Here is a 25887-nt window from a genome sequence, read left to right as displayed (position 1 = left end):
TGTCTAAAGAAAAATTTGAACGTACGAAACCGCACGTAAACGTTGGTACTATCGGCCACGTTGACCACGGTAAAACAACTCTAACTGCTGCTATCTGTACTACACTTGCAAAAGTGTACGGCGGTGTTGCTAAAGATTTCGCATCTATCGATAACGCTCCAGAAGAGCGCGAGCGCGGTATCACAATCGCAACTTCTCACGTTGAGTACGATACTCCTGAACGTCACTACGCACACGTAGACTGTCCTGGACACGCCGATTATGTTAAAAACATGATCACTGGTGCTGCTCAAATGGACGGCGGTATCCTAGTTGTTGCTGCTACAGATGGCCCTATGCCACAAACTCGTGAGCACATCCTACTTGGTCGTCAAGTTGGTATCCCTTACATCATCGTATTCATGAACAAATGTGACATGGTTGATGACGAAGAGCTACTTGAGCTAGTAGAAATGGAAGTTCGTGAGCTTCTTTCTGAGTACGAATACCCAGGAGATGACCTTCCAGTAATTCAAGGTTCTGCACTTGGCGCTCTAAACGGCGAAAAGCAGTGGGAAGACAAAATCGTTGAGCTTGCAGAAGCACTAGATTCTTACATTCCACTTCCAGAGCGTGCTGTTGACCTACCGTTCCTACTTCCTATTGAAGATGTATTCTCAATTCAAGGTCGTGGTACTGTTGTTACTGGTCGTATCGAGCGCGGTATCCTACGCGTAGGTGACGAAGTAGAAATCGTTGGTATCAAAGAGACTACTCTTTCTACTTGTACTGGTGTTGAAATGTTCCGTAAACTGCTTGACGAAGGTCGTGCAGGTGAGAACGTTGGTGCACTTTTACGTGGTACTAAGCGTGATGATGTTGAACGTGGTCAAGTACTTTTGAGCTAATCGCTCCAATCGCAATGGACGAAGGTCTACGTTTCGCAATCCGCGAAGGTGGCCGTACAGTTGGTGCTGGTGTTGTAGCTAAAATCTTTGCATAAGATTTGACGAACCACTAGTAAAAAGGGCATCATTTGATGCCCTTTTTCTGCGCTAAAAAAAGAGTTGCTTGATTTAACGTCAATTTTAACTCTTAGCAAAGAATTCTATGGTTATTTTGTTAGAAATGGCTATTAAATGTGTTGTTTTGCAACGCAAAGGAATGTGCCCTGCAACAGCGGGGTTATTGTCGTCTATATTTAAGACTTATCACAGGTTGGTTTTATGAAAGCAAATGCTGAAACTCCTGATAGCTCAAATGCAGCAGATACAATGAAGTGGGTAGCCGCTTTTGTTCTGTTAGCTGCTGCTGTTGTGGGTAATTACCTGTATGGTGAATTGTCTGTTGTAATTCGCGCTGCAGGTGTAGTTGTGCTGATTGCTGCCGCACTAGGCGTTGCAGCAACAACAACTAAAGGTAAAGCTGCGATCTCGTTCGCTCAAGAGTCTCGAGTTGAAATTCGCAAAGTGGTTTGGCCTACTCGCCAAGAAACTATGCAGACTACGTTGATCGTGTTAGCTGTATGTATTGTTATGTCACTAGTGCTATGGGGCATTGACGGCATTATGGTCCGTCTTGTTGCATTCGCAACTGGTGTGTGAGGGTTCTGATTCATGAGTGAAGCTCCAAAAAAACGTTGGTATGTAGTTCAAGCCTTTTCCGGTTTTGAAGGTCGTGTTGCACAATCGCTACGCGAGCATATTAAAATGCACAACATGGAAGAACTGTTTGGCGATGTGCTAGTACCTACTGAAGAAGTAGTGGAAATGCGTGCAGGCCAACGTCGTAAAAGTGAACGTAAGTTCTTTCCTGGCTATGTCTTAGTTCAAATGATTATGGAAGACGAATCATGGCACTTAGTACGTAGTATCCCTCGTGTTATGGGCTTCATTGGTGGTACCTCTGATCGTCCGGCACCAATCACAGACAAAGAAGCCGATGCTATCTTAAACCGTCTAGAGAAGGCGAGTGAATCTCCGCGTCCTAAGACAATGTTTGAAGCAGGTGAAGTGGTTCGTGTTAATGATGGTCCGTTTGCTGACTTTAACGGTACAGTTGAAGAAGTAGATTACGAGAAGAGCCGCATTAAGGTTTCTGTATCGATCTTTGGTCGTGCAACACCTGTTGAGCTTGAATTTGGTCAAGTTGAAAAACTTGATTAAAAAAACACCTTTTTAGGGTTGTTATAGGCGCGAATTATGATTATAATTTCGCGCCTTTTACTTCTATGGAAGTGAAAAGAATTTATTGAAAAACTGGGGAGCTTGTTTTGCAAGCGCATGTACCCACTAATAGGAAATATCATGGCTAAGAAAGTTGAAGCTTATATCAAACTGCAAGTTGCAGCTGGTATGGCAAACCCAAGTCCACCGGTTGGTCCTGCTCTAGGTCAACACGGCGTGAACATCATGGAATTCTGTAAAGCGTTCAACGCAAAAACAGAATCAGTTGAGAAAGGTCTACCTACTCCAGTAGTTATTACTGTTTACAACGACCGTTCTTTCACGTTCGTAACTAAGACTCCACCTGCTGCTGTTCTTCTTAAGAAAGCTGCTGGCGTTAAGTCTGGTTCAGGTCGTCCAAACACTGAAAAAGTTGGTACTGTAACTGACGCTCAAATCCAAGAAATCGCAGAAACTAAAGCTGCTGATATGACTGGTGCTGACATCGAAGCAATGAAGCGTTCTATTGCTGGTACTGCTCGTTCAATGGGCCTAGTGGTAGAGGGATAAGATCATGGCAAAACTTACTAAGCGTATGCGCGTAATCCGCGACAAAGTTGAAGTTACTAAAGAGTACGAAATCAACGAAGCTGTAGCTCTTCTTAAAGAACTAGCTACTGCTAAATTCAATGAAAGTGTTGACGTTGCTGTTAACCTTGGCATTGATGCTCGTAAATCTGACCAAAACGTACGTGGCGCAACAGTGCTACCTCACGGTACTGGCCGTGAAATCCGCGTTGCTGTTTTCACTCAAGGTGCAAACGCAGAAGCTGCTAAAGCTGCTGGCGCAGATATCGTTGGTATGGAAGATCTTGCTGAGCAAGTTAAAAAAGGCGTAATGGACTTTGACGTTGTTGTTGCTTCTCCAGATGCAATGCGCGTTGTTGGTCAACTAGGTACTATCCTAGGTCCACGCGGTCTAATGCCAAACCCTAAAGTTGGTACTGTAACTCCTAACGTTGCTGAAGCTGTTAAAAATGCTAAAGCTGGTCAGGTTCGTTACCGTAACGACAAGAACGGCATCATCCACACTACTATCGGTAAAGCATCTTTCGAAGCTAAAGAGCTTCAAGAGAACCTAGAAGCACTTCTAGTGGCTCTTAAGAAAGCTAAGCCTTCTTCAGCGAAAGGTACTTTCCTGAAGAAAGTAAGCATCTCTACTACGATGGGTGCTGGTGTTGCTGTTGATCAAGCTAGTCTTGATACTCAAGCAAACTAATTTGCTTAGGCGCAGATTTAGTGTATACTTCTGCGCCTAATATTTGTGGTTGGGTGGTTTTTGAAGCAATTCATAATCATCTATCCCAAGACCGTAGGCGCTGCTAATGTTCGAGAGAATATTGATAGCTTAATAAAACCTACGTAGGCGATGTTATAGATACCTTATAACACCGTAAACGCTCATTACACAACGTAATGAGTGCTGTAATCACAACCAGAGGTTAATCCAAATGGCTTTAAATCTTCAAGACAAAAAAGCAATTGTTGCTGAAGTCAACGAAGCAGCCAGTGGTGCACTTTCTGCAGTTGTAGCTGATTCTCGTGGCGTTACTGTTGGCGCGATGACTTCTCTACGTAAACAAGCGCGTGAAGCGGGTGTTTACATGAGAGTTGTTCGTAACACTTTAGCACGTCGTGCAGTAGAAGGTACTCAGTACGAGTGTCTACAAGACACATTTACTGGTCCATCTCTACTTGCATTCTCTAACGAGCACCCAGGTGCTGCAGCGCGTCTTTTCAAAGACTTCGCTAAAGAGAATAAAGACTTCGAGATCAAAGCTGCTGCATTTGAAGGCGCAGTTACTGATGCTGATGTACTAGCGACACTACCAACTTACGACGAAGCTATCGCACGCCTAATGATGTGCATGAAAGAAGCTTCTGCTGGTAAACTGGTACGTACTATCGCTGCTGTTCGTGATCAAAAAGAAGAAGTTGCGGCATAAGCCCAATTTTATTTGATTACAAAATAAATTATTGTTGACTTAAAAGAGAATTGTTATGTCTATTACTAACGAGCAAATCCTAGACGCAGTTGCAGAAATGTCTGTAATGCAAGTTGTTGAGCTTATCGAAGCTATGGAAGAGAAATTCGGCGTATCTGCTGCTGCAGCAGTTGTTGCTGGTGGTGCTTCTGCTGAAGCTGCTGAAGAGCAAACTGAATTTGACGTAATCCTAACTGCTGTTGGCGGAAACAAAGTTTCTGTAATCAAAGCAGTACGTGGCGCTACAGGTCTAGGCCTTAAAGAAGCTAAGGGTCTAGTAGACTCAGCTCCTGCTGCACTTAAAGAAGGCGTTGATAAAGCTGAAGCTGAAGCTCTAAAAGCGACTCTAGAAGAAGCTGGCGCGACTGTTGAAGTTAAGTAATTATTACTTGATTTCTTAGCCGTAAGGCTAATGGCTGGTGGTTTATTAACCACCGGCCTTTTTGCGCTGTAGGGCTTTGATGAATTTTCCCGCTGTTTAACCATCATAGTCTGAGCAAAAAACCAATTCATATTTTCGAAATGATTGGTAACTACAGTAAACAGCTGTTAGTCACTACCCCCTCTGCTGAGTGTTTTGGGTAGTTTGGGTCACTTATCAGCGAGCTGAGGAACCCCATGGTTTACTCTTATACCGAGAAAAAGCGCATCCGTAAGGATTTTGGTACTCGTCCACAAGTTTTGGACATTCCATACCTGTTATCGATCCAGCTCGATTCGTTCGACAAATTTATCGAACAGGATCCTGAGGGGCAATACGGTCTTGAGGCTGCTTTTCGTTCTGTTTTTCCAATTCAGAGCTACAACGGCAATTCCGAGCTGCAATACGTTAGCTACCGTCTTGGTGAGCCAGTTTTTGATGTTAAAGAATGTCAAATTCGTGGTGTAACTTATTCAAAACCTCTACGCGTAAAATTACGCTTAGTAATCTTTGATAGAGATGCACCAGCAGGCACCGTAAAAGACATTAAAGAACAAGAAGTCTACATGGGCGAAATTCCGCTTATGACAGACAATGGTACTTTTGTAATCAATGGTACCGAGAGGGTTATCGTATCCCAGCTGCACCGAAGCCCAGGCGTGTTCTTCGACAGCGATAAGGGTAAAACCCACTCATCGGGTAAAGTTCTTTATAACGCACGTGTAATTCCTTACCGCGGCTCATGGTTAGACTTTGAGTTCGATCCTAAGGATAACTTATTCGTACGTATCGACCGTCGTCGTAAGCTACCTGCTTCAATCATCCTTCGTGCACTTGGTAAATCGACGGAAGAGATCCTAGATCTGTTCTTTGATAAAGTGAACTTCGAAGTGAAAGAGCAAACTCTATTAATGGAGTTGGTTCCTGATCGTCTACGTGGTGAAACTGCGTCATTCGACATTGAAGCGAACGGTAAGACTTACGTTGAGACTGGTCGTCGAGTTACTGCTCGTCATATCCGTCAGCTTGAAAAAGATGGCGTTGAGCACATCGAAGTACCAGTAGAGTACATCGTTGAAAAAGTTGCTGCTAAAGATTACATCAATGAAGCAACTGGCGAGATCATCGTTGGCGCAAACCAAGAAATTACACTAGAGGCACTTGCTAACTTATCTCAAGCAGGTCACAAATCTCTAGAAGTTCTGTTCACGAATGACCTAGACCATGGTCCATTCATGTCAGACACTCTACGTGCAGATAGCACAGTAGATCGCATCTCTGCATTGGTAGAAATCTACCGCATGATGCGTCCTGGCGAGCCACCAACAAAAGAAGCTGCAGAATCATTATTCGAAAGCCTATTCTTCTCTGAAGATCGTTACGACCTATCAACTGTAGGCCGTATGAAATTCAACAGCTCTATCGAGCGTGAAGAAGAAGAAGAGCGCGGTACTCTGGATGAATCAGACATCATTGAAGTGATGAAGAAACTGATTGGCATCCGTAACGGTAAAGGCGAAGTGGACGATATCGACCACCTTGGCAACCGTCGTATCCGTTCTGTAGGTGAAATGGCAGAAAACCAATTCCGTGTTGGTCTAGTTCGTGTAGAACGTGCCGTTAAAGAACGTCTAAGCCTTGGTGACCTTGATGCAATCATGCCTCAAGACCTTATCAACGCTAAGCCGATCTCTGCTGCAGTTAAAGAATTCTTTGGCTCTTCACAGCTTTCACAGTTTATGGACCAAAACAACCCATTGTCAGAAGTTACGCACAAACGTCGTATTTCTGCTTTAGGTCCAGGCGGTCTAACTCGTGAACGCGCAGGCTTTGAAGTACGTGACGTTCACGTAACTCACTACGGTCGTCTATGTCCGATCGAAACGCCTGAAGGTCCAAACATCGGTCTGATTAACTCGCTATCTGCGTTTGCGCGTTGTAACGATTACGGTTTCCTAGAAACTCCGTACCGTCGCGTTGTAGATGGTGTAGTAACAGAAGAAGTTGATTACCTGTCTGCAATCCAGGAAGGTCAATTCGTTATCGCACAGGCAAACACGGTTCTTACTGAAGAAGCGACGTTTGCTGATGAGCTAATCACTGCTCGTCAAAAAGGTGAATCTGGTCTTCACCCACGCGATCACGTTGACTACATGGACGTTGCGACAAACCAAGTAGTATCTATCGCTGCTTCGCTTATCCCGTTCCTAGAACACGATGATGCGAACCGTGCATTGATGGGTGCGAACATGCAACGTCAAGCTGTACCAACACTTAGAGCTGATAAGCCTCTAGTAGGTACTGGTATTGAACGTAACATCGCAGTTGACTCTGGTGTTACAGCGGTTGCTAAACGTGGTGGTCAAGTTCAGTCTGTTGACGCTTCTCGTATCGTAGTTAAGGTTAACGAAGATGAATTGGTACCTGGCGAAGCTGGTATCGATATCTACAACCTAACTAAGTACACGCGTTCGAACCAAAACACATGTATTAACCAACGTCCAACTGTACTTCCTGGTGAACCAGTTGCACGCGGCGATGTTCTTGCTGATGGTCCTTCAACTGACCTTGGTGAACTTGCTCTTGGCCAAAACATGCGTATCGCGTTCATGCCTTGGAACGGTTACAACTTCGAAGACTCGATCTTAGTATCTGAGCGCGTAGTTCAAGAAGACCGTTTCACGACAATCCACATCCAAGAACTATCTTGTGTGGCTCGTGATACTAAGCTGGGCTCTGAAGAGATCACAGCTGATATTCCAAACGTAGGTGAGTCTGCTCTGTCTAAACTAGACGAGTCAGGTATCGTTTACATTGGTGCTGAAGTTAAGGGTGGCGACATCCTAGTTGGTAAAGTGACACCTAAAGGTGAAACTCAACTGACTCCTGAAGAGAAGCTACTGCGTGCTATCTTCGGTGAGAAAGCATCTGATGTTAAAGATACTTCTCTACGTGTACCAAACTCTGTTTCGGGTACTATCATTGATGTACAAGTCTTCACTCGCGATGGCGTAGAGAAAGACAAACGTGCACTTGAAATCGAACAGATGCAGCTTAAAGAAGCTAAGAAAGATCTAACTGAAGAGTTCCAAATTCTTGAAGGTGGTCTTCTTAACCGTGTTAAAGCTGTACTTCTGTCTGGTGGTTACTCTGAAGCTAAGCTTGATACTATCGGTCGTAAGCAATGGCTAGAGCAAGTTCTAGAAGACGATGCGCTACAAACACAGCTTGAGCAACTTGCTGAGCAGTGGGATGAGCTAAAAGCAGACTTCGATAAGAAGTTTGAAACTAAGCGTCGTAAAATCACTCAAGGTGATGATCTAGCGCCTGGCGTTCTTAAGATTGTTAAAGTTTACCTAGCGGTTAAACGTCGTATCCAGCCTGGTGATAAGATGGCCGGTCGTCATGGTAACAAAGGTGTAATCTCTAAGATTAACCCTGTTGAAGACATGCCATACGATGAGAAAGGTCAGCCTGTAGACATCGTACTTAACCCGCTGGGTGTACCATCGCGTATGAACATCGGTCAGATCCTAGAAGTTCACTTAGGTTTGGCTGCGAAAGGTATCGGTGACAAGATCAACCAAATGGTTAAGGAACAGCAAGAACTTCATAAGTTCCGTGAGTTCCTACAGAAGGTTTATGATCTTGGTGATACTCGTCAGAAAGTTGATATTGCTGAACTGTCTGATGATCAAGTTCGTACACTGATTAAGAACCTACGTGGTGGTCTGCCGATTGCTACTCCTGTGTTCGACGGTGCTTCTGAGTCTTTAATCAAAGAACTACTTAAACTGGGTGACCTGCCAGAATCTGGTCAGCTTAAACTGTTTGATGGTCGTACTGGTGATTCGTTTGAGCGTCCTGTAACTGTTGGTTACATGTACATGCTGAAACTGAACCACTTGGTTGATGACAAGATGCATGCTCGTTCAACTGGTTCTTACAGCCTAGTAACTCAGCAACCACTTGGTGGTAAAGCTCAGTTCGGTGGTCAGCGTTTCGGTGAGATGGAAGTATGGGCACTAGAAGCATACGGTGCTGCATATACTCTACAAGAAATGCTAACAGTTAAGTCGGATGACGTTAACGGCCGTACTAAGATGTATAAGAACATCGTAGATGGTAACCATAGCATGGAACCTGGCATGCCAGAGTCGTTCAACGTACTGTTGAAAGAGATTCGCTCGCTAGGTATCAACATCGAGCTAGAAGACGAAGAGTAATCCCTCTTTTTTAAAAGAAGATTGGATTACTTGGTAAAGGGGGTTCACTTTAGTCGGTGAACTCCTTTAACTCCTTACAGGAGCTGAACGTGAAAGACTTATTAAACTTTCTAAAAGCACAGCATAAGACCGAAGAATTTGATGCAATCAAAATCGGTCTATCTTCACCAGACACGATCCGTTCGTGGTCTTTTGGTGAAGTTAAAAAGCCAGAAACAATTAACTATCGTACGTTCAAACCTGAACGTGATGGTCTGTTCTGTGCACGTATTTTTGGTCCAGTTAAAGATTACGAATGTCTTTGTGGCAAATACAAGCGCCTGAAGCACCGTGGTGTTATCTGTGAGAAGTGTGGCGTTGAAGTTACACAGACTAAAGTTCGTCGTGACCGTATGGGTCACATCGAGCTAGCTTCACCAGTTGCTCACATCTGGTTCCTAAAATCACTACCGTCTCGTATCGGTCTACTAATGGATATCCCTCTGCGTGATATCGAACGTGTTCTTTACTTCGAAATGTACGTAGTAACTGAACCGGGTATGACTGATCTAGAAAAATCTCAGATGCTTACTGAAGAAGAGTATCTGGATCGTCTAGAAGAGTGGGGTGACGAATTCACTGCTAAGATGGGTGCTGAAGCGATCAAAGATCTGCTTTCAACAATGGACCTTCATCAAGAAGTGGAAGAAATGCGCGAAGAGTTAGAAACAACTAACTCAGAAACTAAGCGTAAGAAAGTTACTAAGCGTTTGAAGCTAGTTGAAGCATTCATCTCTTCGGGCAACAAGCCTGAGTGGATGATCTTAACTGTACTTCCAGTGCTACCGCCAGATCTACGTCCTCTAGTTCCACTAGATGGCGGTCGTTTTGCGACTTCAGATCTGAACGACCTTTACCGTCGTGTGATCAACCGTAACAACCGTTTGAAGCGCCTTCTAGAGCTAGCTGCTCCGGACATCATCGTACGTAACGAAAAGCGTATGCTGCAAGAGTCTGTTGATGCACTTCTAGATAACGGTCGTCGCGGTCGCGCGATCACAGGTTCTAACAAACGTCCTCTGAAATCTCTTGCTGATATGATCAAGGGTAAACAAGGTCGTTTCCGTCAGAACCTTCTAGGTAAACGTGTAGACTACTCTGGCCGTTCTGTAATCACAGTTGGTCCATACCTTCGTCTACATCAGTGTGGTCTTCCTAAGAAGATGGCACTTGAGCTATTTAAGCCGTTCATCTACAGCAAGCTAGAAACTCGTGGCATGGCTACGACAATCAAAGCTGCTAAGAAAATGGTAGAGCGCGAAGAAGCGATCGTTTGGGATATCCTAGACGAAGTTATCCGTGAACACCCAGTACTGCTTAACCGTGCACCTACACTTCACCGTCTAGGTATTCAAGCGTTTGAACCAGTACTAATCGAAGGTAAAGCGATTCAGCTTCACCCACTAGTGTGTGCGGCATACAACGCCGACTTCGATGGTGACCAAATGGCTGTACACGTGCCTCTAACTTTAGAAGCACAGCTAGAAGCTCGTACCCTAATGATGTCGACGAATAACATTCTGTCGCCAGCATCAGGTGATCCGATCATCGTTCCTTCTCAGGATGTTGTATTGGGTCTTTACTACATGACACGTGACAAGATCAACGTGAAAGGTGAAGGTATGTACCTTGCTGGCCCTGCTGAGGCTGAAAAGGCATACCGTACTAAGACTGCTGAGCTTCATGCTCGCGTTAAAGTACGTATCACTGAAACTGTAGTAGATGAAGACGGCAATAGCACAACGAACACTGGTCTAGTTGATACGACTGTAGGTCGTGCAATGCTATGGCAGATCGTTCCATCAGGTCTACCGTTTAGTATCGTTAACCAAAAGCTAGGTAAGAAGCAAATTTCTAACCTGCTTAACGAGTGTTACCGTAAGCTTGGTCTAAAAGATACAGTAGTATTTGCTGACCAAATCATGTACGCAGGTTTTGCATACGCAGCACTTTCTGGTGTTTCTGTAGGTATCAACGATATGGTTGTACCTCAAGCGAAATACGATGAAATTGAATCTGCTGAAGAAGAAGTTCGTGAAATCCAAGAACAATTCCAATCTGGTCTTGTTACTGCGGGTGAGCGTTACAACAAAGTTATCGATATCTGGGCGTCTACGAACGACCGTGTTGCGAAAGCAATGATGGATAACCTATCTTCTGAAACAGTTATCAACCGTGACGGTGAAGAAGAACAGCAAGAATCGTTCAACAGTATCTACATGATGGCCGACTCGGGCGCACGTGGTTCTGCAGCTCAGATTCGTCAGCTAGCAGGTATGCGTGGTCTGATGGCGCGTCCAGATGGTTCTATCATCGAAACGCCGATCACTGCGAACTTTAAAGAAGGTCTAAACGTCCTTCAGTACTTTATCTCAACGCACGGTGCTCGTAAGGGTCTTGCGGATACAGCACTGAAAACAGCTAACTCGGGTTACCTAACTCGTCGTCTAGTAGACGTAGCACAAGACGTTGTAGTTCACGAACATGACTGTGGCACGCATGAAGGTATCGACATGATGCCTCACATCGAAGGTGGTGACGTTAAAGTTGCACTTTCTGAGCTTGCTCTTGGTCGTGTAGTTGCTGAAGACGTTCTTAAGCCTGGTACTGAAGACGTACTGATTCCACGTAATACTCTGATTGATGAGAAGTGGTGTCAGATCATGGAAGACAACTCAGTAGATAGCATGAAAGTGCGTTCTGTTGTTACCTGTGATGCAGACTTCGGTTGTTGTGCACAATGTTACGGTCGTGACCTAGCACGTGGTCACCTAGTGAATCAAGGTGAAGCAGTTGGTGTTATCGCTGCACAATCTATCGGTGAACCGGGTACACAGCTAACGATGCGTACGTTCCACATCGGTGGTGCGGCATCTACTGCAGCAGCAGAGAACAGCATCCAAGCTAAGACAACTGGTACTGTGAAACTTCACAACGCTAAGTTCGTAGTAAACAAAGACAAGAAACTGGTTATCACTTCTCGTGCATCTGAGATGACGATTGTTGATGAATTTGGTCGTACTAAAGAGAAGCACAAACTTCCTTACGGTTCGATGCTAACCAAAGGCGACAACGCAGCAGTAACTGCTGGTGAAGTTGTAGCTAACTGGGAAGCGCATACAATGCCAATCATCACTGAAGTGGCAGGTCGTATCCAATTCGTAGATATGATCGATGGTATTACAGTTTCTCGTAACACTGACGATCTAACTGGTCTTTCTTCAAGTGAAGTAACAGATGCAGCAGCTCGCCCAGCAGCAGGTAAAGATATGCGTCCAGCTATCAAACTTGTTGATGAGCAAGGTAACGATGTAATGATCCCTGGTACTGATATGCCAGCTCACTACTTCTTACCTGGCAAAGCGATTGTAAACATCGAAGATGGCGCTGAAGTTGGCATTGGTGACACACTATCTCGTATCCCTCAAAAATCGAGTGGAAACAAAGATATCACCGGTGGTCTACCACGCGTAGCTGACCTATTCGAAGCTCGTAAGCCTAAAGAGCCTGCGATCCTTGCTGAGCACACCGGTACTGTGTCGTTTGGTAAAGAAACGAAAGGTAAGCGTCGTCTAGTAATCACTCGTGAAGGCGGTGACGCTTACGAAGAGATGATTCCTAAGCACCGTCAATTGAACGTGTTCGAAGGTGAGAAGATTGAACGTGGTGATGTAATCGCCGACGGTCCTGAAACTCCACACGATATCCTGCGTCTACGTGGTATCCACGCTGTGACTCAGTACATCGCGAACGAAGTTCAAGAAGTTTACCGCTTACAAGGCGTAAAGATTAACGATAAGCACATTGAGACTATCGTTCGTCAAATGCTACGTAAGTGTACGATCACTCACTCTGGTGATTCTGAGTTCTTACCTGGTGAACAGGTTGAGTACCACAACGTTAAGATTGCTAACCGTAAGCTAGAAGCTGAAGGTAAAGAACTAGTACGTTACGAACGTGACCTGCTAGGTATTACTAAAGCATCGCTTGCAACTGAGTCATTCATCTCAGCAGCATCTTTCCAAGAAACGACTCGCGTACTAACAGAAGCTGCGGTTTCTGGTAAGCGTGATGACCTTCGTGGTCTGAAAGAGAACGTTATTGTTGGTCGTCTGATTCCAGCTGGTACTGGTTTCGCATACCACCAAGATCGTCAGAAGCAACGTGAAGAGCAACAAGAAGGTCCGTCAGCTGAACAAGCAACAGATAATCTTGCAGCACTTCTAAATGCTGGTTTTTCTTCAGAAGAGTAATTCTTTAGAAGCAAACCCTTCTTACGAGTAATCGTTAAGAGATAAAAAGGCACCTTAGGGTGCCTTTTTTGTTTCTGGTGTTCTGTAATTTGGGTGTTTGGGTGTTTGGGTTTAAATAGAGTACTAGTAATTAGGAAGCTAACAGGCAATAAAAAAGCTTGTGACAATCACAAGCTTTACAATCATGCCCATTAAGCATTAAGCATTAAGCATTAAGCACCTGGCGGCACTGCCAAGCTATCAGCGATTTGCTGTATGAGCTGATCTTCAACTTCGAATCTAGCTTCAATGATTTCCCCTATGAGAGATAAATCACTGTCGAAATCGGCGAGTTCATCTGTGGCTGTAATTGCAGCATACTTGTCAGTGAAGTTAAGCAGGGGCTCCGTAGTTAATACAATATGCCCATAGCTCTGGTTTATCTCGTCAGTGGCTTCAAAGCCCGTAGACTGCCATTTGTTCATGACCATATCGTAGATCTTAAAGTGACCCTCAGAAATATAGTCGACAAGGTGTTGGCAAAATTTTTGTAGATCTGCTGGAGAAGGGAGTTCAGAAAGTGCATTTGTTTTTGCTGAGCTCGGCTGAAGAGCAGCAAGCTTACAATACTCAACAATTAGAGATTGACGAGTTTCTAACCAATGATCGATGACCTCATTTGAGCCACCCCATTGTTCTTGTACTTGTTTGAATTTATTTAGCATGACCATGTCCTCATGATCTGATCACAGCCTTGTGATCGTATGAATTGCCGCAACAGGGGTCCGTTTCATTACTCAATTACTAAAAGTAATAGCTTGAATTATTCTATGCCACAACCCTAGTATGAAATTAGATTGCCAGTAAAATGAATGAACTGCAAGCAATGAGGGGGTGGGATGTTAAAAAAAAGTGACATTGATAAGTCTGAGTTAGCGTATTGGTGTGTTGTATCCGGAAGTGATATTTGGGTTGTGAATGATGAGCTCCCTTTTGGATCTGCACAGAGCTTAGGCTTGTCTCATGAATTGGCTATTCGTATTGGTCAGTATCAAGGTAAAGCGGTGTATTGGGTGAATGATGCAGAATTAAAGCAATCACTCGAATTGACTTCATTGCGAGAATTACTGCATTGGTCTGAAGCCTTATTTCTATTAGTAAGTAAAGCAATTCAGTACGGACATATGTCCCAAAGTATGCGTTTTTGCCCGCTGTGTGGGGGGCGAAATTTTTTAAATCACAATCAAATCGCAATGCAGTGTGGAGAATGCCGAACTTTGCATTACCCTAGGATTTTTCCATGCATCATCGTTGCCGTTCGTCATCAAAGTAAAATATTATTAGCTCAGCACCCACGTCATAAAACGGGAATGTATACCGTTATTGCTGGCTTTTTAGAAGTCGGTGAAACATTAGAGCAGTGTGTTGCTCGTGAAGTGAAAGAAGAGACTGGCATTGATGTCGATAATATTCGATATTTTGGTAGCCAACCTTGGGCGTTCCCTTCAAGTATGATGATGGGCTTTTTAGCTGATTATGCTGGTGGAGTAGTAAAGCCTGATTATAGTGAGCTTTCTGATGCTCGTTGGTTTGAAGTAACTGACCTTCCTGAAGTTGCACCGCATGGTACTATTGCTCGTCAGCTGATAGACCAAACGGTAGAAGATGCAGCTTCTTGATGATGGCTTACACGGCTATATGATTGGCTATTAGATCTCATCATTTATCGGTAGTGGTATTAGGTTTTGTTACTGCTGAAGTTGATGTGAAAAAGGCAAAAAAAACCCTCCACAAGTGGAGGGGGTAAGTAAGATGTCGTTATGAGATGCTGAGTACAAAATACTCAGTTTATTATTGTAATTTTTGCTAGCGAACAAATATTTAACATGCGCCTATATAGGGTGCAAATTAACCATTGATTTAAAAGTTAATAACTTGATCTAGGTTGCAAAGCACACAGCTTTTGCGACCCAATCGGTGTTAGAATGCTTAACTTCAAAAATAGACAAGATTGAATTGGAATTTAACGGAATGACTGAACTAAAGAATGACCGCTATTTACGCGCACTGTTAAAGCAACCTGTTGATTGCACTCCTGTATGGATGATGCGTCAAGCAGGCCGCTATCTTCCTGAATACAAAGCGACTCGTGCTGAAGCTGGCGACTTTATGTCACTGTGTAAAAACGCAGAATTGGCGTCTGAAGTAACACTTCAACCTTTACGCCGTTTCCCACTTGATGCTGCAATCTTGTTCTCAGATATTTTAACGATCCCTGATGCGATGGGTCTGGGTCTTTACTTTGAAACGGGTGAAGGTCCTAAATTTGAACGCCCTATTACATGTAAAGCTGACGTAGAGAAGATCGGCCTACCTGATCCTGAAGGCGAGCTGCAATACGTAATGAATGCTGTTCGTCAGATCCGTAAAGATCTGAAAGGTGAAGTTCCACTGATTGGTTTCTCTGGCAGCCCATGGACACTTGCAACTTACATGGTTGAAGGCAGTAGCTCTAAAGCGTTCACTAAGATTAAGAAAATGATGTATGCAGAACCACAGACTCTGCACCTACTTCTAGATAAGTTAGCAGATACGGTTATTGAATACCTAAACGCGCAGATTAAAGCGGGTGCACAGTCTGTAATGGTATTTGATACATGGGGTGGCGTGCTTACTCCTCGTGACTACAACCTGTTCTCACTTCAGTACATGCATAAAATCGTTGATGGTCTTATTCGTGAAAACGAAGGTCGTCGTGTGCCAGTGACTCTGTTTACTAAGAACGGCGGCATGTGGCTTGAGTCTATCGCAGCAACAGGCTGTGATGCTGTGGGTCTAGATTGGACAATCAATATTCAAGACGCGAAAGCTCGCATCGGAGATAAAGTTGCTCTACAAGGCAATATGGACCCATCGATCCTTTATGCTCAACCTGAGCGTATTCGTGAAGAAGTAGGTACTATCCTAGAAGGCTTTGGTGATGGTGGTACAGGTCATGTATTTAACCTTGGTCATGGTATTCACCTAGATGTGCCGCCAGAGAATGCTGGTGTATTCGTTGACGCTGTTCACGAGTTATCTAAGCCTTACCACAAGTAATTCTGAGTAAGATTATTGAAAGCGCTGCCGGGCAACCCGCAGCGCTTTTTTATTACCTATTATCGGCATTTAGTATTTGTATAATTTAGCTATTTAGCTGCTAGGTATTTGGATCATGGTAGGCCAAATGCTCTGAGATGTGCTTTTTGATATAAGGAATGATGTCACTCTCAAACCATGGGTTTTTTTTAAGCCAGATATTATTACGTGGCGAAGGGTGGGGGAGAGGGACATAATTTGGCGCCCATTTGTGCCATTGTTTTACGGTATCTGTCAGTGTGTTTGGCTTTTCATCCAAATAATGTTGCTGCGCATATTGACCAATAAGCAATGTCATTTTTATATTTGGCAAACACTCAAGTACCCGCTTGTGCCATAAGGGCGCACATTCTTTTCTTGGAGGAAGGTCGCCGCTCTTTCCTTTACCTGGATAGCAAAGTCCCATAGGAACGATTGCGACTTTATGTGAATCGTAAAAAGTCGCTTTATCTATTTTTAACCACGCTCTCAATCGCTCACCGCTGGCATCATTCCATGGGATTGATGATTCATGCACTTTCACCCCTGGAGCTTGCCCTATGATGAGTAGAGTCGCGTCAGGGTGTGCTTGAATGATTGGATTAGCTCCAAGTTGCAACTCTGGTTCACAAGCCTGGCACGAGCGAATTTCTGTAATAAGATCGTCAAACATAAGCCTTCATCGTCGAATTAGTCATAGCGCTTCTTAAACGTTAATAGCCTTTATCAAAATCGATAAGGTTATTGAGCTGAAAACCATCTCGCCATAATTGGTAGTTTTTAGCGAAAATATTGATAACCTGACGTGGTTCGCTGAGTGCAGCAATATGTGGTGTGATTGTGATTTTTGGTATCCCCCAAAAAGGGTGCTCGGCAGAAAGGGGTTCTTGCTCGAATACATCTAGGAAAGCATGATCTACCCAGCGATTTTTTAACGCTAATAACAAGGCTTTATTATCCAGAGAGCTTCCTCTACCTACGTTAAAGAGCAAACAACTTCTACAGAAGCCCAATGTTTGTTCATTAAGTAGATATTGAGTATCTGGAGTGGCAGGTAAAGTGTTTACCACGATGTCAGCTTGTTCTAAAGCCGCTTTAATCTCATTAATATGGAACGTATCTTTAAAGCTTAAGCTCTTAGAGGGGATACCAGTACGATTAATGCCAATAGTATGAATGCCTAAAGCAGAGGCAGCCTGAGCTAAATGACTACCGATGGACCCGGTGCCTAAGATAACCATCACCTTACCTGTTAATGAGGTATATAAATGAGGTTGCCACTGACGTTCTTCTTGCTGCTGGTGGTAAATCTGGAAGTGGCGGTAATGATGAATGCTATAACCGAGAACATACTCGGCAATAGCAGGGCCAAATATTCCCCGAACATTCGTTAGTGTGTAATCCTGACGAAGAGTTGGCTCAGTGAGCGCATTAATTCCAGCATAAGTACTTTGTAGCCAGTCGAGTTGCGAAAAGTCGTCTAAGATAGAGGTAACAAGTGGAGGAGAAGCCAACACTATTTGTGCTTCTTCGGGTAATGAACAGATCTCAAGGTCCGGTAAATCTTGGTTTTGAATGAGCTGTGTATAGGTCTCATCATGTTCCGTAGCAATATAGAGCTTATTCGTGAAATTGTTCATAGACCTACCTTTTTTCCCTAGAGTTTATCAAGTACACTTCCGCTGTCTTTTTCTGCAATTATTGAGTGACTATGCTACAGAATCCACTGCAGGTTCGTCTTGAAAAGTTAGAACCTTGGCAACAAATCACCTTCATGGCGTGCTTATGTGAGCGTATGTACCCTAACTATGCCATGTTTTGTGAGAATACAAAATTTGCTGAAGCGCGCATTTATCGTGATGTATTAGACAGTGTTTGGGAAATCTTGACTGTTAAAACGGCGAAAGTAAATTTTGAACGCCAATTGGAGAAAGTGGAAGAGTTGTTCCCTAGCTCCGATGATTTTGATTTCTATGGAGTCTATCCAGCTATGGATGCTTGCCAAGGCTTATCGACCTTACTTCATGGTCTGTTAGACAGAGATTTTTTGTTTGAATCAATGATTAAATTGAGCCAGCAGTCAGTTAAAACAGTCGCTGATTTAGAATTTGCTCAAGGCTCTGATGAAATCACAAATGAGAATCAGAAAGAGAATGAAGCCGTTTGTGAAGAGTGGGATGTCCAGTGGGCTATTTTCCGCCCATTACGTGAAACGACAGAACGTGATATCGATTTGATTAAAGATTTACGTTTAGAGTTACGTGAAGACCCTGTTAGTAATATCGGTGTGACATTATAAGTCAGGCTGTTCTTACTAATAAAAAAGGCTCCGATGGGAGCCTTTTTTGTATTCTTATTTTGATGTCTCAGGAGAGTCTTTCACTTCTGTGGATTTCTCTTTAATGACTTCATCTTCGTCATCATCACGGCTCTCAATCACTCCGTGTGTTTCTTTCCAGTTTTCCCAGCGTTGGAAAGCAAGCTCTTGCATGTCGGTATTCTTATCAGCTTCATCGACGATCTCTTCACCTAGCAGATGTTCAAAGATATCCTCCAGCGTAATAATGCCTTGGACCGTGCCATATTCGTCAACGACAAGAGCAAGTTGCAAGCGGTTAGCCATCATCTGGTCAAATGCTTTAACTAGACCTAAGTTGTTGAGAAGGACGTGAATAGGACGCATCACTTCGCCTAGCTTCTTCTGACCGCAGCCCGCTTGTTGTAAGCGAAATAGCTCTAAGCGGTGAACAAAGCCAATGATATTGTCACTTTGCTCATCAAACACAAGAGGTCGAGAGAACGGTGTGTCTTTGTGTTGCTCTAAGAACGCATCAATAGTCATCTCTGCATCAACGCGAAATACAACCGGTCTTGGTGTCATCACGTGCGTCACAGCCACATCTTGAATACCAAGTAAGTTACTTAGGATTTTAGATTCACCTTCAGCGAACTCACCACTTTCTCTTGCCAAAATCGCCATCGCAGAAAGTTCATCACGCATTTTTGGCTGTTGATGACCTCTAGCAAGGCGCTTAGTGATTTGCTCAGAGAACCAAACAAACGGTGTTAAGAAAAAGACCATCCAGCGTAAAACAGTCGCTGACATTGGAGCTAGCTGGCGCCAGTACGTTGCACCAATGGTTTTAGGTACAATTTCAGATAGAACCAAAATAGCTAAAGTCAGCACGGCTGAGAAAACGCCTAGCCATTGGCTACCAAATACCACAGCAGCTTGTGCACCTGCGGTTGCCGCGCCAATAGTATGGGCGATGGTGTTGAGAGTTAGGATAGATGCAAGTGGACGGTCGATATCAGTTTTAAGCTTACCTAAAGATTCTGCTGCAGGGTGCTCTTTTTGTTTTAGCTGAGCAATGTAGCTCGGACTAATACTAAGTAGTACTGCTTCTAAAACAGAACAGATAAAAGAAATCCCGATAGCAACGGAAATGTAGATAGTTAGCAGCAGCATGTTTGCCCTTAATTAGATTGTACGCTTTAACAGCGATTCACCCTGGATTATAGAGAACAAATTGTTTTTCGGACATCAATTATTTTCGCTTAAAGCCCCTTTAGATAAGGGCTGGCGGGAAGAAATAGGTAACAAATTGTGAGTTATTACTCATATTATGGCTAAAACTACGGCATTAGAGCTAAAGATTGGTGACAAACCTTTGCCAGACAGGGCATTTTTGTTTTAGAGTGAATTGAATTTAAAAATACAGAGAAGGGAAACCTAAATGAACAAGACTCAATTAATCGACTTTATTGCTGAAAAAGCGGACCTTTCTAAAGCTCAAGCTAAAGCAGCTCTAGAAGCGACCCTTGGTGGTGTGACTGATACACTTAAAGATGGCGAGCAAGTTCAGCTAATTGGTTTTGGTACTTTCAAAGTAAACCACCGTGCAGCTCGTACAGGCCGTAATCCAAAAACTGGCGATGAGATCCAAATCGCTGCTGCAAATGTTCCTGCATTTGTTGCTGGTAAAGCACTGAAAGATTCAGTGAAATAATCTAAACTGTACCGAGGTAGTCTATTTCTCACCTCGGTACAGGTTTTATGAAAAAAGCATTTCTCTTAGCTTCACTATTATCGACATTTCTTCTTGGGTGCTCTTCATCCAATCCTCGTCAAAACCTTGAACAATTTGAAACCTTCACCGGTGGACAAGTGATGGGCGATGCAACCAGTTTCTACTGGATCACCAATAAATTAACTAACCCTCACACTGCTTCTGATTATGTTGTTGTGGGTGACTATGGTTGGTACAAAAGTGATTACAGTTGGAAAGAGGGTGAGCTCAGAGAACTAGTCCGCGAAGGAAAGCAACGAGACACTTCAAATACTTTAGTACCTTATCGAGTCCATATCCGTTTCAATAAAACGGGTGAGGCGGTTTACCAGCAATATCGTATTGATGGCCGAGTTCTACCAATCCAACCTGTTCAATTACAGCGTTATCAAAAAGAAGCGCAATCTGTCATTGATAACACCACAAAGCAAAATGACGATGGTTTAGAGCTGATGCAAGGTTATTGGGATGGAAAAACATTCGAGACGTGTTCAGGAACAGAATTTGAGAATTTAGAATTCAACCAAACGTTGCCTAGCTTTGTTATTGACCGTTTAGCAAGTGTGGATAGTTATGCTGCTTTTCTGGGGCGTAAATATTTAAACAAAGTGTCAGTTGAAGAATTACTCATGCTATCGGAAGACAGCCAAGATTGTATTTCCCGACCAGAACTTTTGTCGCAATAATTAAGCAAACCGTTTGACTCGATTTTGGCAATAAAAAAAAGGTGCATGTCTGCACCTTTTTTATTTTAGAGAGTATTCTCTTATCTCTATGACTCTTGCTCGCGAGCAATCGCACGGTAACCAATGTCATTACGATGAAACATACCATTCCAGCTAACTTGCTTAGTTAAGGCGTAGGCGCGCTCCTGAGCTTCAGAAACCGTATTACCTAATGCTGTTGCACAAAGTACACGACCGCCGTTTGTCACAACGTCGCCAGCTTCGTTATTAGTAGTACCCGCGTGGAAGATTTTTTGACCTTCAACGTCGCTTGTTGGTAATGAAATTACGTCACCTTTTGCGTAATCAGCAGGGTAACCGCCAGCGGCAAGAACAACACCGATAGAAGCGCGAGGATCCCATTTAGATTCTGCTTCGTCTAGCTTCTCGTTAACAGCCATTAGACATAGCTCAACAAGGTCTGATTCCATACGCATCATAATTGGTTGCGTTTCCGGGTCACCGAAGCGGCAGTTGTATTCGATAACTTTTGGTGTGCCATCAGCATCGATCATTAGACCCGCGTAAAGGAAACCTGTGTAAGGTGCGCCTTCTGCATCCATACCACGTACCGTTGGGTAGATAACTTCTTCAAGGATACGGTTGTGGATTTCTGGAGTAACCACAGGAGCTGGGGAGTAAGCACCCATGCCGCCCGTGTTAGGACCTGTATCTTTGTCGCCAACACGTTTGTGGTCTTGGCTGGTGGCCATAGGAAGTACGCTAGAACCGTCAACCATTACAATGAAGCTTGCTTCTTCGCCTTCAAGGAACTCTTCGATCACTACGCGGCTGCCTGCTTCGCCAAATGCGTTACCCGCTAGCATGTCTTTGATTGCGTCTTCAGCTTCTTCAAGAGTCATCGCAACGATAACACCTTTACCTGCGGCAAGGCCGTCAGCTTTTACTACGATTGGAGCGCCTTGCTCGCGTACGTAAGCGAGTGCTGGTTCAATCTCAGTGAAGTTTGAGTAGTAGCCTGTTGGGATCTCATGACGAGCTAAAAAGTCTTTGGTGAATGCTTTAGAGCCTTCAAGTTGTGCTGCTGCTTGAGTTGGACCAAAGATTGGAAGGTCGACTTCGCGGAATGCATCAACCACACCAATAACTAATGGTGCTTCAGGGCCAACGATAGTCAGTTCGATTTTTTTCTCTTGAGCAAACGCGACTAAACCCGCGATGTCTTCAACGCCGATGTTTACGTTTTCAAGTTTAGGCTCAAGCGCGGTTCCTGCGTTACCTGGGGCAATGAATACCGTTTCAACGTTTGGGTTTTGTGCTGCCTTCCAACCTAGTGCGTGCTCACGACCGCCGGCACCGATAATCAATACATTCATGTTTCAATCCTAAAGTTCTAAATTCTTAAAAGCCCCTCAAAATAGAGAGGCTTGATAATTGTTTAATCGTTGGGATAAACCTGTTCGATTAGTGGCGGAAGTGACGCATGCCAGTAAAGATCATCGCCATGCCATGTTCGTCTGCTGCTGCGATAACTTCGTCATCACGCATAGAACCGCCCGGTTGGATAACACACTTGATGCCAGCTTCTGCTGCCGCGTCGATACCGTCACGGAATGGGAAGAATGCATCTGATGCCATTACACAACCTTCAACCTGTAGACCTTCATCTGCCGCTTTAATGCCTGCGATTTTTGCAGAGTAAACGCGGCTCATTTGGCCAGCGCCAACACCAACTGTCATGTCGCCTTTCGAGTAAACAATCGCGTTAGATTTAACGTACTTCGCTACTTTCCAGCAGAATAGTGCATCTTTCAGCTCTTCAGCCGTAGGTTGACGCTTAGAAACCACTTTAAGGTCACCTTCAGACACCATACCTTGGTCGCGATCTTGTACTAGCAAGCCACCGTTAACGCGTTTCACGTCAAAGCCAGTCGTCTTCGTTGTCCACTCACCACACTCAAGCAAGCGAAGGTTTTTCTTAGCCGCTACGATTGCTACTGCTTCAGCAGAAACAGAAGGTGCAATGATAACTTCAACGAATTGGCGCTCAGTGATAGCCGTTGCTGTTGCAGCGTCTAGTTCGCGGTTGAATGCAATGATGCCGCCAAATGCAGACGTTGGGTCTGTTTTGAATGCACGGTCGTAAGCTTCTAGGATGTCTTCACCTAGTGCTACACCACATGGGTTCGCGTGCTTAACAATCACACATGCTGGTTGGTCGAACTCTTTCACACACTCAAGTGCTGCGTCAGTATCAGCGATGTTGTTGTAAGAAAGTGCTTTACCTTGGATTTGGCGAGCAGTAGACACTGACGCTTCTTCAGGGTTTGCTTCAACGTAGAATGCTGCTGCTTGGTGGCTGTTCTCACCGTAGCGCATGTCTTGTTTTTTCTCGAACTGTTGGTTGAATGTACGAGGGAATTTAGACTCTTCATCGCCTTCCTTGTTCGCGCCGTAGCTAGGAACCATAGTGCCGAAGTAGTTTGCGATCATGCCGTCGTAAGAAGCCGTGTGTTCGAATGCTGCGATAGCGAGGTCGAAGCGAGTCTCTAGTGTTAGCGACTTCTCGTTCGCGTCCATTTCAGCCACAACACGCTCGTAGTCGTGTGCGTTAACCACGATAGTTACGTCTTTGTGGTTTTTAGCTGCAGAGCGAACCATTGTTGGACCACCGATATCGATGTTTTCAACAGCGTCAGCAAGGGTACAACCTTCTTTAGCAACGGTTTCTGCGAATGGGTATAGGTTTACAACAACCATATCGATAGGGTTGATACCGTGATTTTTCATCACGTCATCATCTTGGCCACGACGGCCTAGAACACCACCATGAACTTTTGGGTGCAGAGTCTTAACACGGCCATCCATCATTTCTGGGAAACCAGTGTAGTCAGATACTTCTGTAACAGAGATGCCTTTTTCAGCAAGCAGGCGAGCAGTGCCACCGGTAGATAGAATATCTACACCACGGTTAGCAAGAGCTTGTGCAAATTCAACGATACCAGTTTTGTCTGATACGCTGATTAGAGCGCGGCGAATTGGACGAGCGTTATTCATGCTTCCATTTCCTCAAATTCATGGGGTTAAAATAAAGATATTTGCCAAAAAAGAACTTGTTTTTATCTTCCTACCTTAGGTTATTCTTGGTATCAGTAAGAGATAAAATATTGGTCAGTTTTGGTAAAGACCTTTGGGGTGTTCTTATAATCCATCTATAAGATAACCAACTCCAAATTTGATGGCGCAGATTCTAACTAATTTATTACAAAAAAGCTCGCGCAATCGTTTGGCATCTCAAAATTAATTAGAAAAAATGCCATTTCAACTTTAAAAGTAACGAGATGGTTAATAGACGAAGATAGAGTAAAGAGTGGAAGTTATGTTTCAGATTGGTGAATTAGCAAAACGATGTGGTGTTACGACCGATACATTGCGCTTTTATGAAAAAAACAAACTGATTGCACCTGCGGGTAGAAGTGACTCTGGTTATCGCATTTATAGTGAAGAAAACCAAAAACAAGTTAGCTTCATTCTTAAGGCAAAAGAGCTAGGTCTAAGCCTGGATGAAATCAGAGAGTTACTGGAAATAAAACTAGAGGCAACTGAGCATAGCTGTGCTGAAGTAAAAGCGATTACGACTGCGAAGTTAGTCGTGATAGATGAAAAAATTAAAGAATTGGGAAGAATTAGAACGGCATTGAAGAAAATTAATGACGCTTGTTGCGGGCATGTGGATGATGATGCGAGCCACTGTTCGATATTAGGAGCGTTTGCAAGCGAGGAAACCGAAGATTCATGCTGCCAACACGATCACACATAACGAGTTTAAGAAGCTTGAAGGATTTTGGCAGTTAAAGGCGAATCTATTTTGATACTCGGTAAATTATCATAATAGATAGTGACTTGATTACGACCTGTTTGCTTTGAGTAGTACATGGCTTTATCTGCTTGAACCAATAGCTCTCGAACAGACGTAACCGTTGGGTTTAACTCAGCCAGTCCAATGCTTACTGTAGGGTAGATGGTATGCCCATCAACAGTGCATGGAGTAGATTCTATACGCGTTCTGATCTCTTCTGCGGTACTGTAAGCTTCAATTGCACTGGTATTCGGTAACACGATCCCAAACTCTTCTCCTCCTAAGCGACCGATATAGTCGTTCGAACGAATAGATTGCTGACAAATATGCGCAACTTGAGTAATTACTTCATCTCCAGATAAATGACCCACACGGTCATTAATTTCTTTGAAATGGTCAATATCAATCATTAAGCAGGCTACGTTTTGCTTTTGTGATTGGTTCATTTCATTTTCGAGACCGAGTAAGAATGCGCGTCGATTCAAGATACCAGTTAACTCATCCGTTTCAGAGAGCCTTCTTAGCTCCGCTTCTTGCTGGTAGGCTTCGGTAATGTCTTTTTGCTGCCAGAGTATATAAGGTTCACGATTCGCAAGCGTCAGTGGCTTTAGGGTCGATTCAAACCATTTTTCGTCGTCATTGCCTAGGGCTTCCAACTCTTCAATAGAAAGTTGTAAATGTTGGCATGGCGAAATGGAATAACGGTACTGTTTGATTTCACCTGAGGTTAGAGCGTGTAATGCATGCTGCATTAGCTGTTCGGCAAGATCTGGTGGGAGTAGCGAATGGACAGTGCGAGTGTCAGATGTCTCGGTAGCAAGGGGTAAATGCCCAAAGCTTTCAATGATTAATCCATTCTTATCGATCAGCAGATGACGATCAGGAAGTTCGCTTAGCAAGGTGCTGAGCCACTCTTCCCTTTGCATATCAACCATGTAGCATCCCGAATATAAGAATAATCAACCATTATATCGGTCAATCGGGGGTTATCAATCCTAATGGATCACAGATTGGCTAATGTTTGTCCATTCAATTCGTTTTAGGTATA

Annotated in this window: 21 protein-coding genes and 1 pseudogene; 15 read left to right on the top strand and 7 right to left on the bottom strand. The window is 43.9% G+C overall.

The window, feature by feature from the left end; genetic code table 11:
* The 9 genes and pseudogenes from tuf to rpoC form a co-directional block, all read left to right on the top strand.
* A pseudogene (gene tuf, locus F0226_RS07630) lies at positions 1-982 on the top strand (elongation factor Tu); the annotation flags it as partial.
* A 223-nt stretch (positions 983-1205) separates the two neighbouring features.
* Positions 1206-1583 carry a preprotein translocase subunit SecE gene (gene secE, locus F0226_RS07625; protein ID WP_171735082.1) on the top strand — a complete coding sequence of 126 codons (378 nt, stop codon included), beginning with the start codon at positions 1206-1208 and terminating at the stop codon, positions 1581-1583.
* 12 nt (positions 1584-1595) lie between these two features.
* Positions 1596-2144: a transcription termination/antitermination protein NusG gene (gene nusG, locus F0226_RS07620; RefSeq protein ID WP_137375017.1), complete on the top strand. Its 549-nt coding sequence runs from the start codon at positions 1596-1598 to the stop codon at positions 2142-2144.
* A gap of 141 nt (positions 2145-2285) precedes the next feature.
* On the top strand, positions 2286-2714 hold the full coding sequence (rplK, locus tag F0226_RS07615; RefSeq protein ID WP_026084318.1) for a 50S ribosomal protein L11: 429 nt from the start codon (positions 2286-2288) through the stop codon (positions 2712-2714).
* A 4-nt stretch (positions 2715-2718) separates the two neighbouring features.
* On the top strand, positions 2719-3423 hold the full coding sequence (gene rplA, locus F0226_RS07610; protein ID WP_171735081.1) for a 50S ribosomal protein L1: 705 nt from the start codon (positions 2719-2721) through the stop codon (positions 3421-3423).
* 232 nt (positions 3424-3655) lie between these two features.
* Positions 3656-4150, top strand: coding sequence for a 50S ribosomal protein L10 (gene rplJ / locus F0226_RS07605; RefSeq protein ID WP_137375019.1), 495 nt, complete (start codon positions 3656-3658; stop codon positions 4148-4150).
* Positions 4151-4205: 55 nt separating this feature from the next.
* The gene (rplL, locus tag F0226_RS07600; protein ID WP_171735080.1) at positions 4206-4571 is read left to right on the top strand and encodes a 50S ribosomal protein L7/L12; all 366 of its coding nucleotides are present in this window, start codon (positions 4206-4208) and stop codon (positions 4569-4571) included.
* Between the two features lie 236 nt (positions 4572-4807).
* Positions 4808-8836 (top strand): DNA-directed RNA polymerase subunit beta, encoded by a 4029-nt coding sequence (gene rpoB, locus F0226_RS07595; RefSeq protein ID WP_171735079.1) that lies wholly within the window; start codon positions 4808-4810, stop codon positions 8834-8836.
* 89 nt (positions 8837-8925) lie between these two features.
* Positions 8926-13128 carry a DNA-directed RNA polymerase subunit beta' gene (gene rpoC / locus F0226_RS07590; RefSeq protein ID WP_171735078.1) on the top strand — a complete coding sequence of 1401 codons (4203 nt, stop codon included), beginning with the start codon at positions 8926-8928 and terminating at the stop codon, positions 13126-13128.
* A gap of 212 nt (positions 13129-13340) precedes the next feature.
* Here rpoC and rsd read toward each other — a convergent pair whose 3' ends face one another.
* Positions 13341-13838 carry a sigma D regulator gene (gene rsd / locus F0226_RS07585; protein ID WP_171735077.1) on the bottom strand — a complete coding sequence of 166 codons (498 nt, stop codon included), beginning with the start codon at positions 13836-13838 and terminating at the stop codon, positions 13341-13343.
* A 168-nt stretch (positions 13839-14006) separates the two neighbouring features.
* Between rsd and nudC the strand changes: the two genes are divergently transcribed.
* Together nudC and hemE are read left to right on the top strand one after the other, a co-directional pair.
* Entirely contained in the window at positions 14007-14786 is a 780-nt protein-coding gene (gene nudC, locus F0226_RS07580; RefSeq protein ID WP_171735076.1) for an NAD(+) diphosphatase, read from the top strand.
* Positions 14787-15138: 352 nt separating this feature from the next.
* Entirely contained in the window at positions 15139-16206 is a 1068-nt protein-coding gene (hemE, locus tag F0226_RS07575) for a uroporphyrinogen decarboxylase (protein WP_137375024.1), read from the top strand.
* Between the two features lie 100 nt (positions 16207-16306).
* Here the strand turns inward: hemE and F0226_RS07570 are convergent, their stop codons facing one another.
* The gene (locus F0226_RS07570; protein ID WP_171735075.1) at positions 16307-16897 is read right to left on the bottom strand and encodes a uracil-DNA glycosylase family protein; all 591 of its coding nucleotides are present in this window, start codon (positions 16895-16897) and stop codon (positions 16307-16309) included.
* A 40-nt stretch (positions 16898-16937) separates the two neighbouring features.
* On the bottom strand, positions 16938-17864 hold the full coding sequence (locus F0226_RS07565; RefSeq protein WP_171735074.1) for a D-2-hydroxyacid dehydrogenase: 927 nt from the start codon (positions 17862-17864) through the stop codon (positions 16938-16940).
* Positions 17865-17935: 71 nt separating this feature from the next.
* On the opposite strand from F0226_RS07565, the gene F0226_RS07560 reads away from it, so the two are divergent.
* Entirely contained in the window at positions 17936-18523 is a 588-nt protein-coding gene (locus F0226_RS07560) for a DUF416 family protein (protein ID WP_171735073.1), read from the top strand.
* A 54-nt stretch (positions 18524-18577) separates the two neighbouring features.
* Here F0226_RS07560 and F0226_RS07555 read toward each other — a convergent pair whose 3' ends face one another.
* Positions 18578-19693 carry a hemolysin family protein gene (locus F0226_RS07555; RefSeq protein WP_171735072.1) on the bottom strand — a complete coding sequence of 372 codons (1116 nt, stop codon included), beginning with the start codon at positions 19691-19693 and terminating at the stop codon, positions 18578-18580.
* Positions 19694-19961: 268 nt separating this feature from the next.
* Between F0226_RS07555 and hupA the strand changes: the two genes are divergently transcribed.
* Both hupA and F0226_RS07545 read left to right on the top strand, forming a co-directional pair.
* Positions 19962-20234: a nucleoid-associated protein HU-alpha gene (gene hupA / locus F0226_RS07550; RefSeq protein ID WP_137375029.1), complete on the top strand. Its 273-nt coding sequence runs from the start codon at positions 19962-19964 to the stop codon at positions 20232-20234.
* Positions 20235-20281: 47 nt separating this feature from the next.
* Positions 20282-20980 (top strand): DUF1481 domain-containing protein, encoded by a 699-nt coding sequence (locus tag F0226_RS07545; protein ID WP_171735071.1) that lies wholly within the window; start codon positions 20282-20284, stop codon positions 20978-20980.
* A gap of 86 nt (positions 20981-21066) precedes the next feature.
* On the opposite strand, the gene purD is transcribed toward F0226_RS07545, so the two are convergent.
* On the bottom strand, positions 21067-22356 hold the full coding sequence (purD, locus tag F0226_RS07540) for a phosphoribosylamine--glycine ligase (RefSeq protein ID WP_171735070.1): 1290 nt from the start codon (positions 22354-22356) through the stop codon (positions 21067-21069).
* 88 nt (positions 22357-22444) lie between these two features.
* Positions 22445-24037, bottom strand: a complete 1593-nt coding sequence (purH, locus tag F0226_RS07535; RefSeq protein ID WP_171735069.1) for a bifunctional phosphoribosylaminoimidazolecarboxamide formyltransferase/IMP cyclohydrolase — start codon at positions 24035-24037, stop codon at positions 22445-22447.
* A 322-nt stretch (positions 24038-24359) separates the two neighbouring features.
* Here purH and zntR point away from each other — a divergent pair, with 322 nt between their 5' ends.
* The gene (zntR, locus tag F0226_RS07530; protein ID WP_171735068.1) at positions 24360-24800 is read left to right on the top strand and encodes a Zn(2+)-responsive transcriptional regulator; all 441 of its coding nucleotides are present in this window, start codon (positions 24360-24362) and stop codon (positions 24798-24800) included.
* A 5-nt stretch (positions 24801-24805) separates the two neighbouring features.
* Here zntR and F0226_RS07525 read toward each other — a convergent pair whose 3' ends face one another.
* Positions 24806-25774, bottom strand: a complete 969-nt coding sequence (locus F0226_RS07525) for a sensor domain-containing diguanylate cyclase (RefSeq protein ID WP_171735067.1) — start codon at positions 25772-25774, stop codon at positions 24806-24808.
* Positions 25775-25887: the final 113 nt, after the last annotated feature.

The organism is Vibrio sp. 99-70-13A1, from assembly GCF_013114625.1.
Taxonomy (GTDB): domain Bacteria; phylum Pseudomonadota; class Gammaproteobacteria; order Enterobacterales; family Vibrionaceae; genus Vibrio.
The sequence above is the reverse complement of the archived record's forward strand: the minus strand, read 5'-3'. Positions and strand labels throughout refer to the sequence as shown.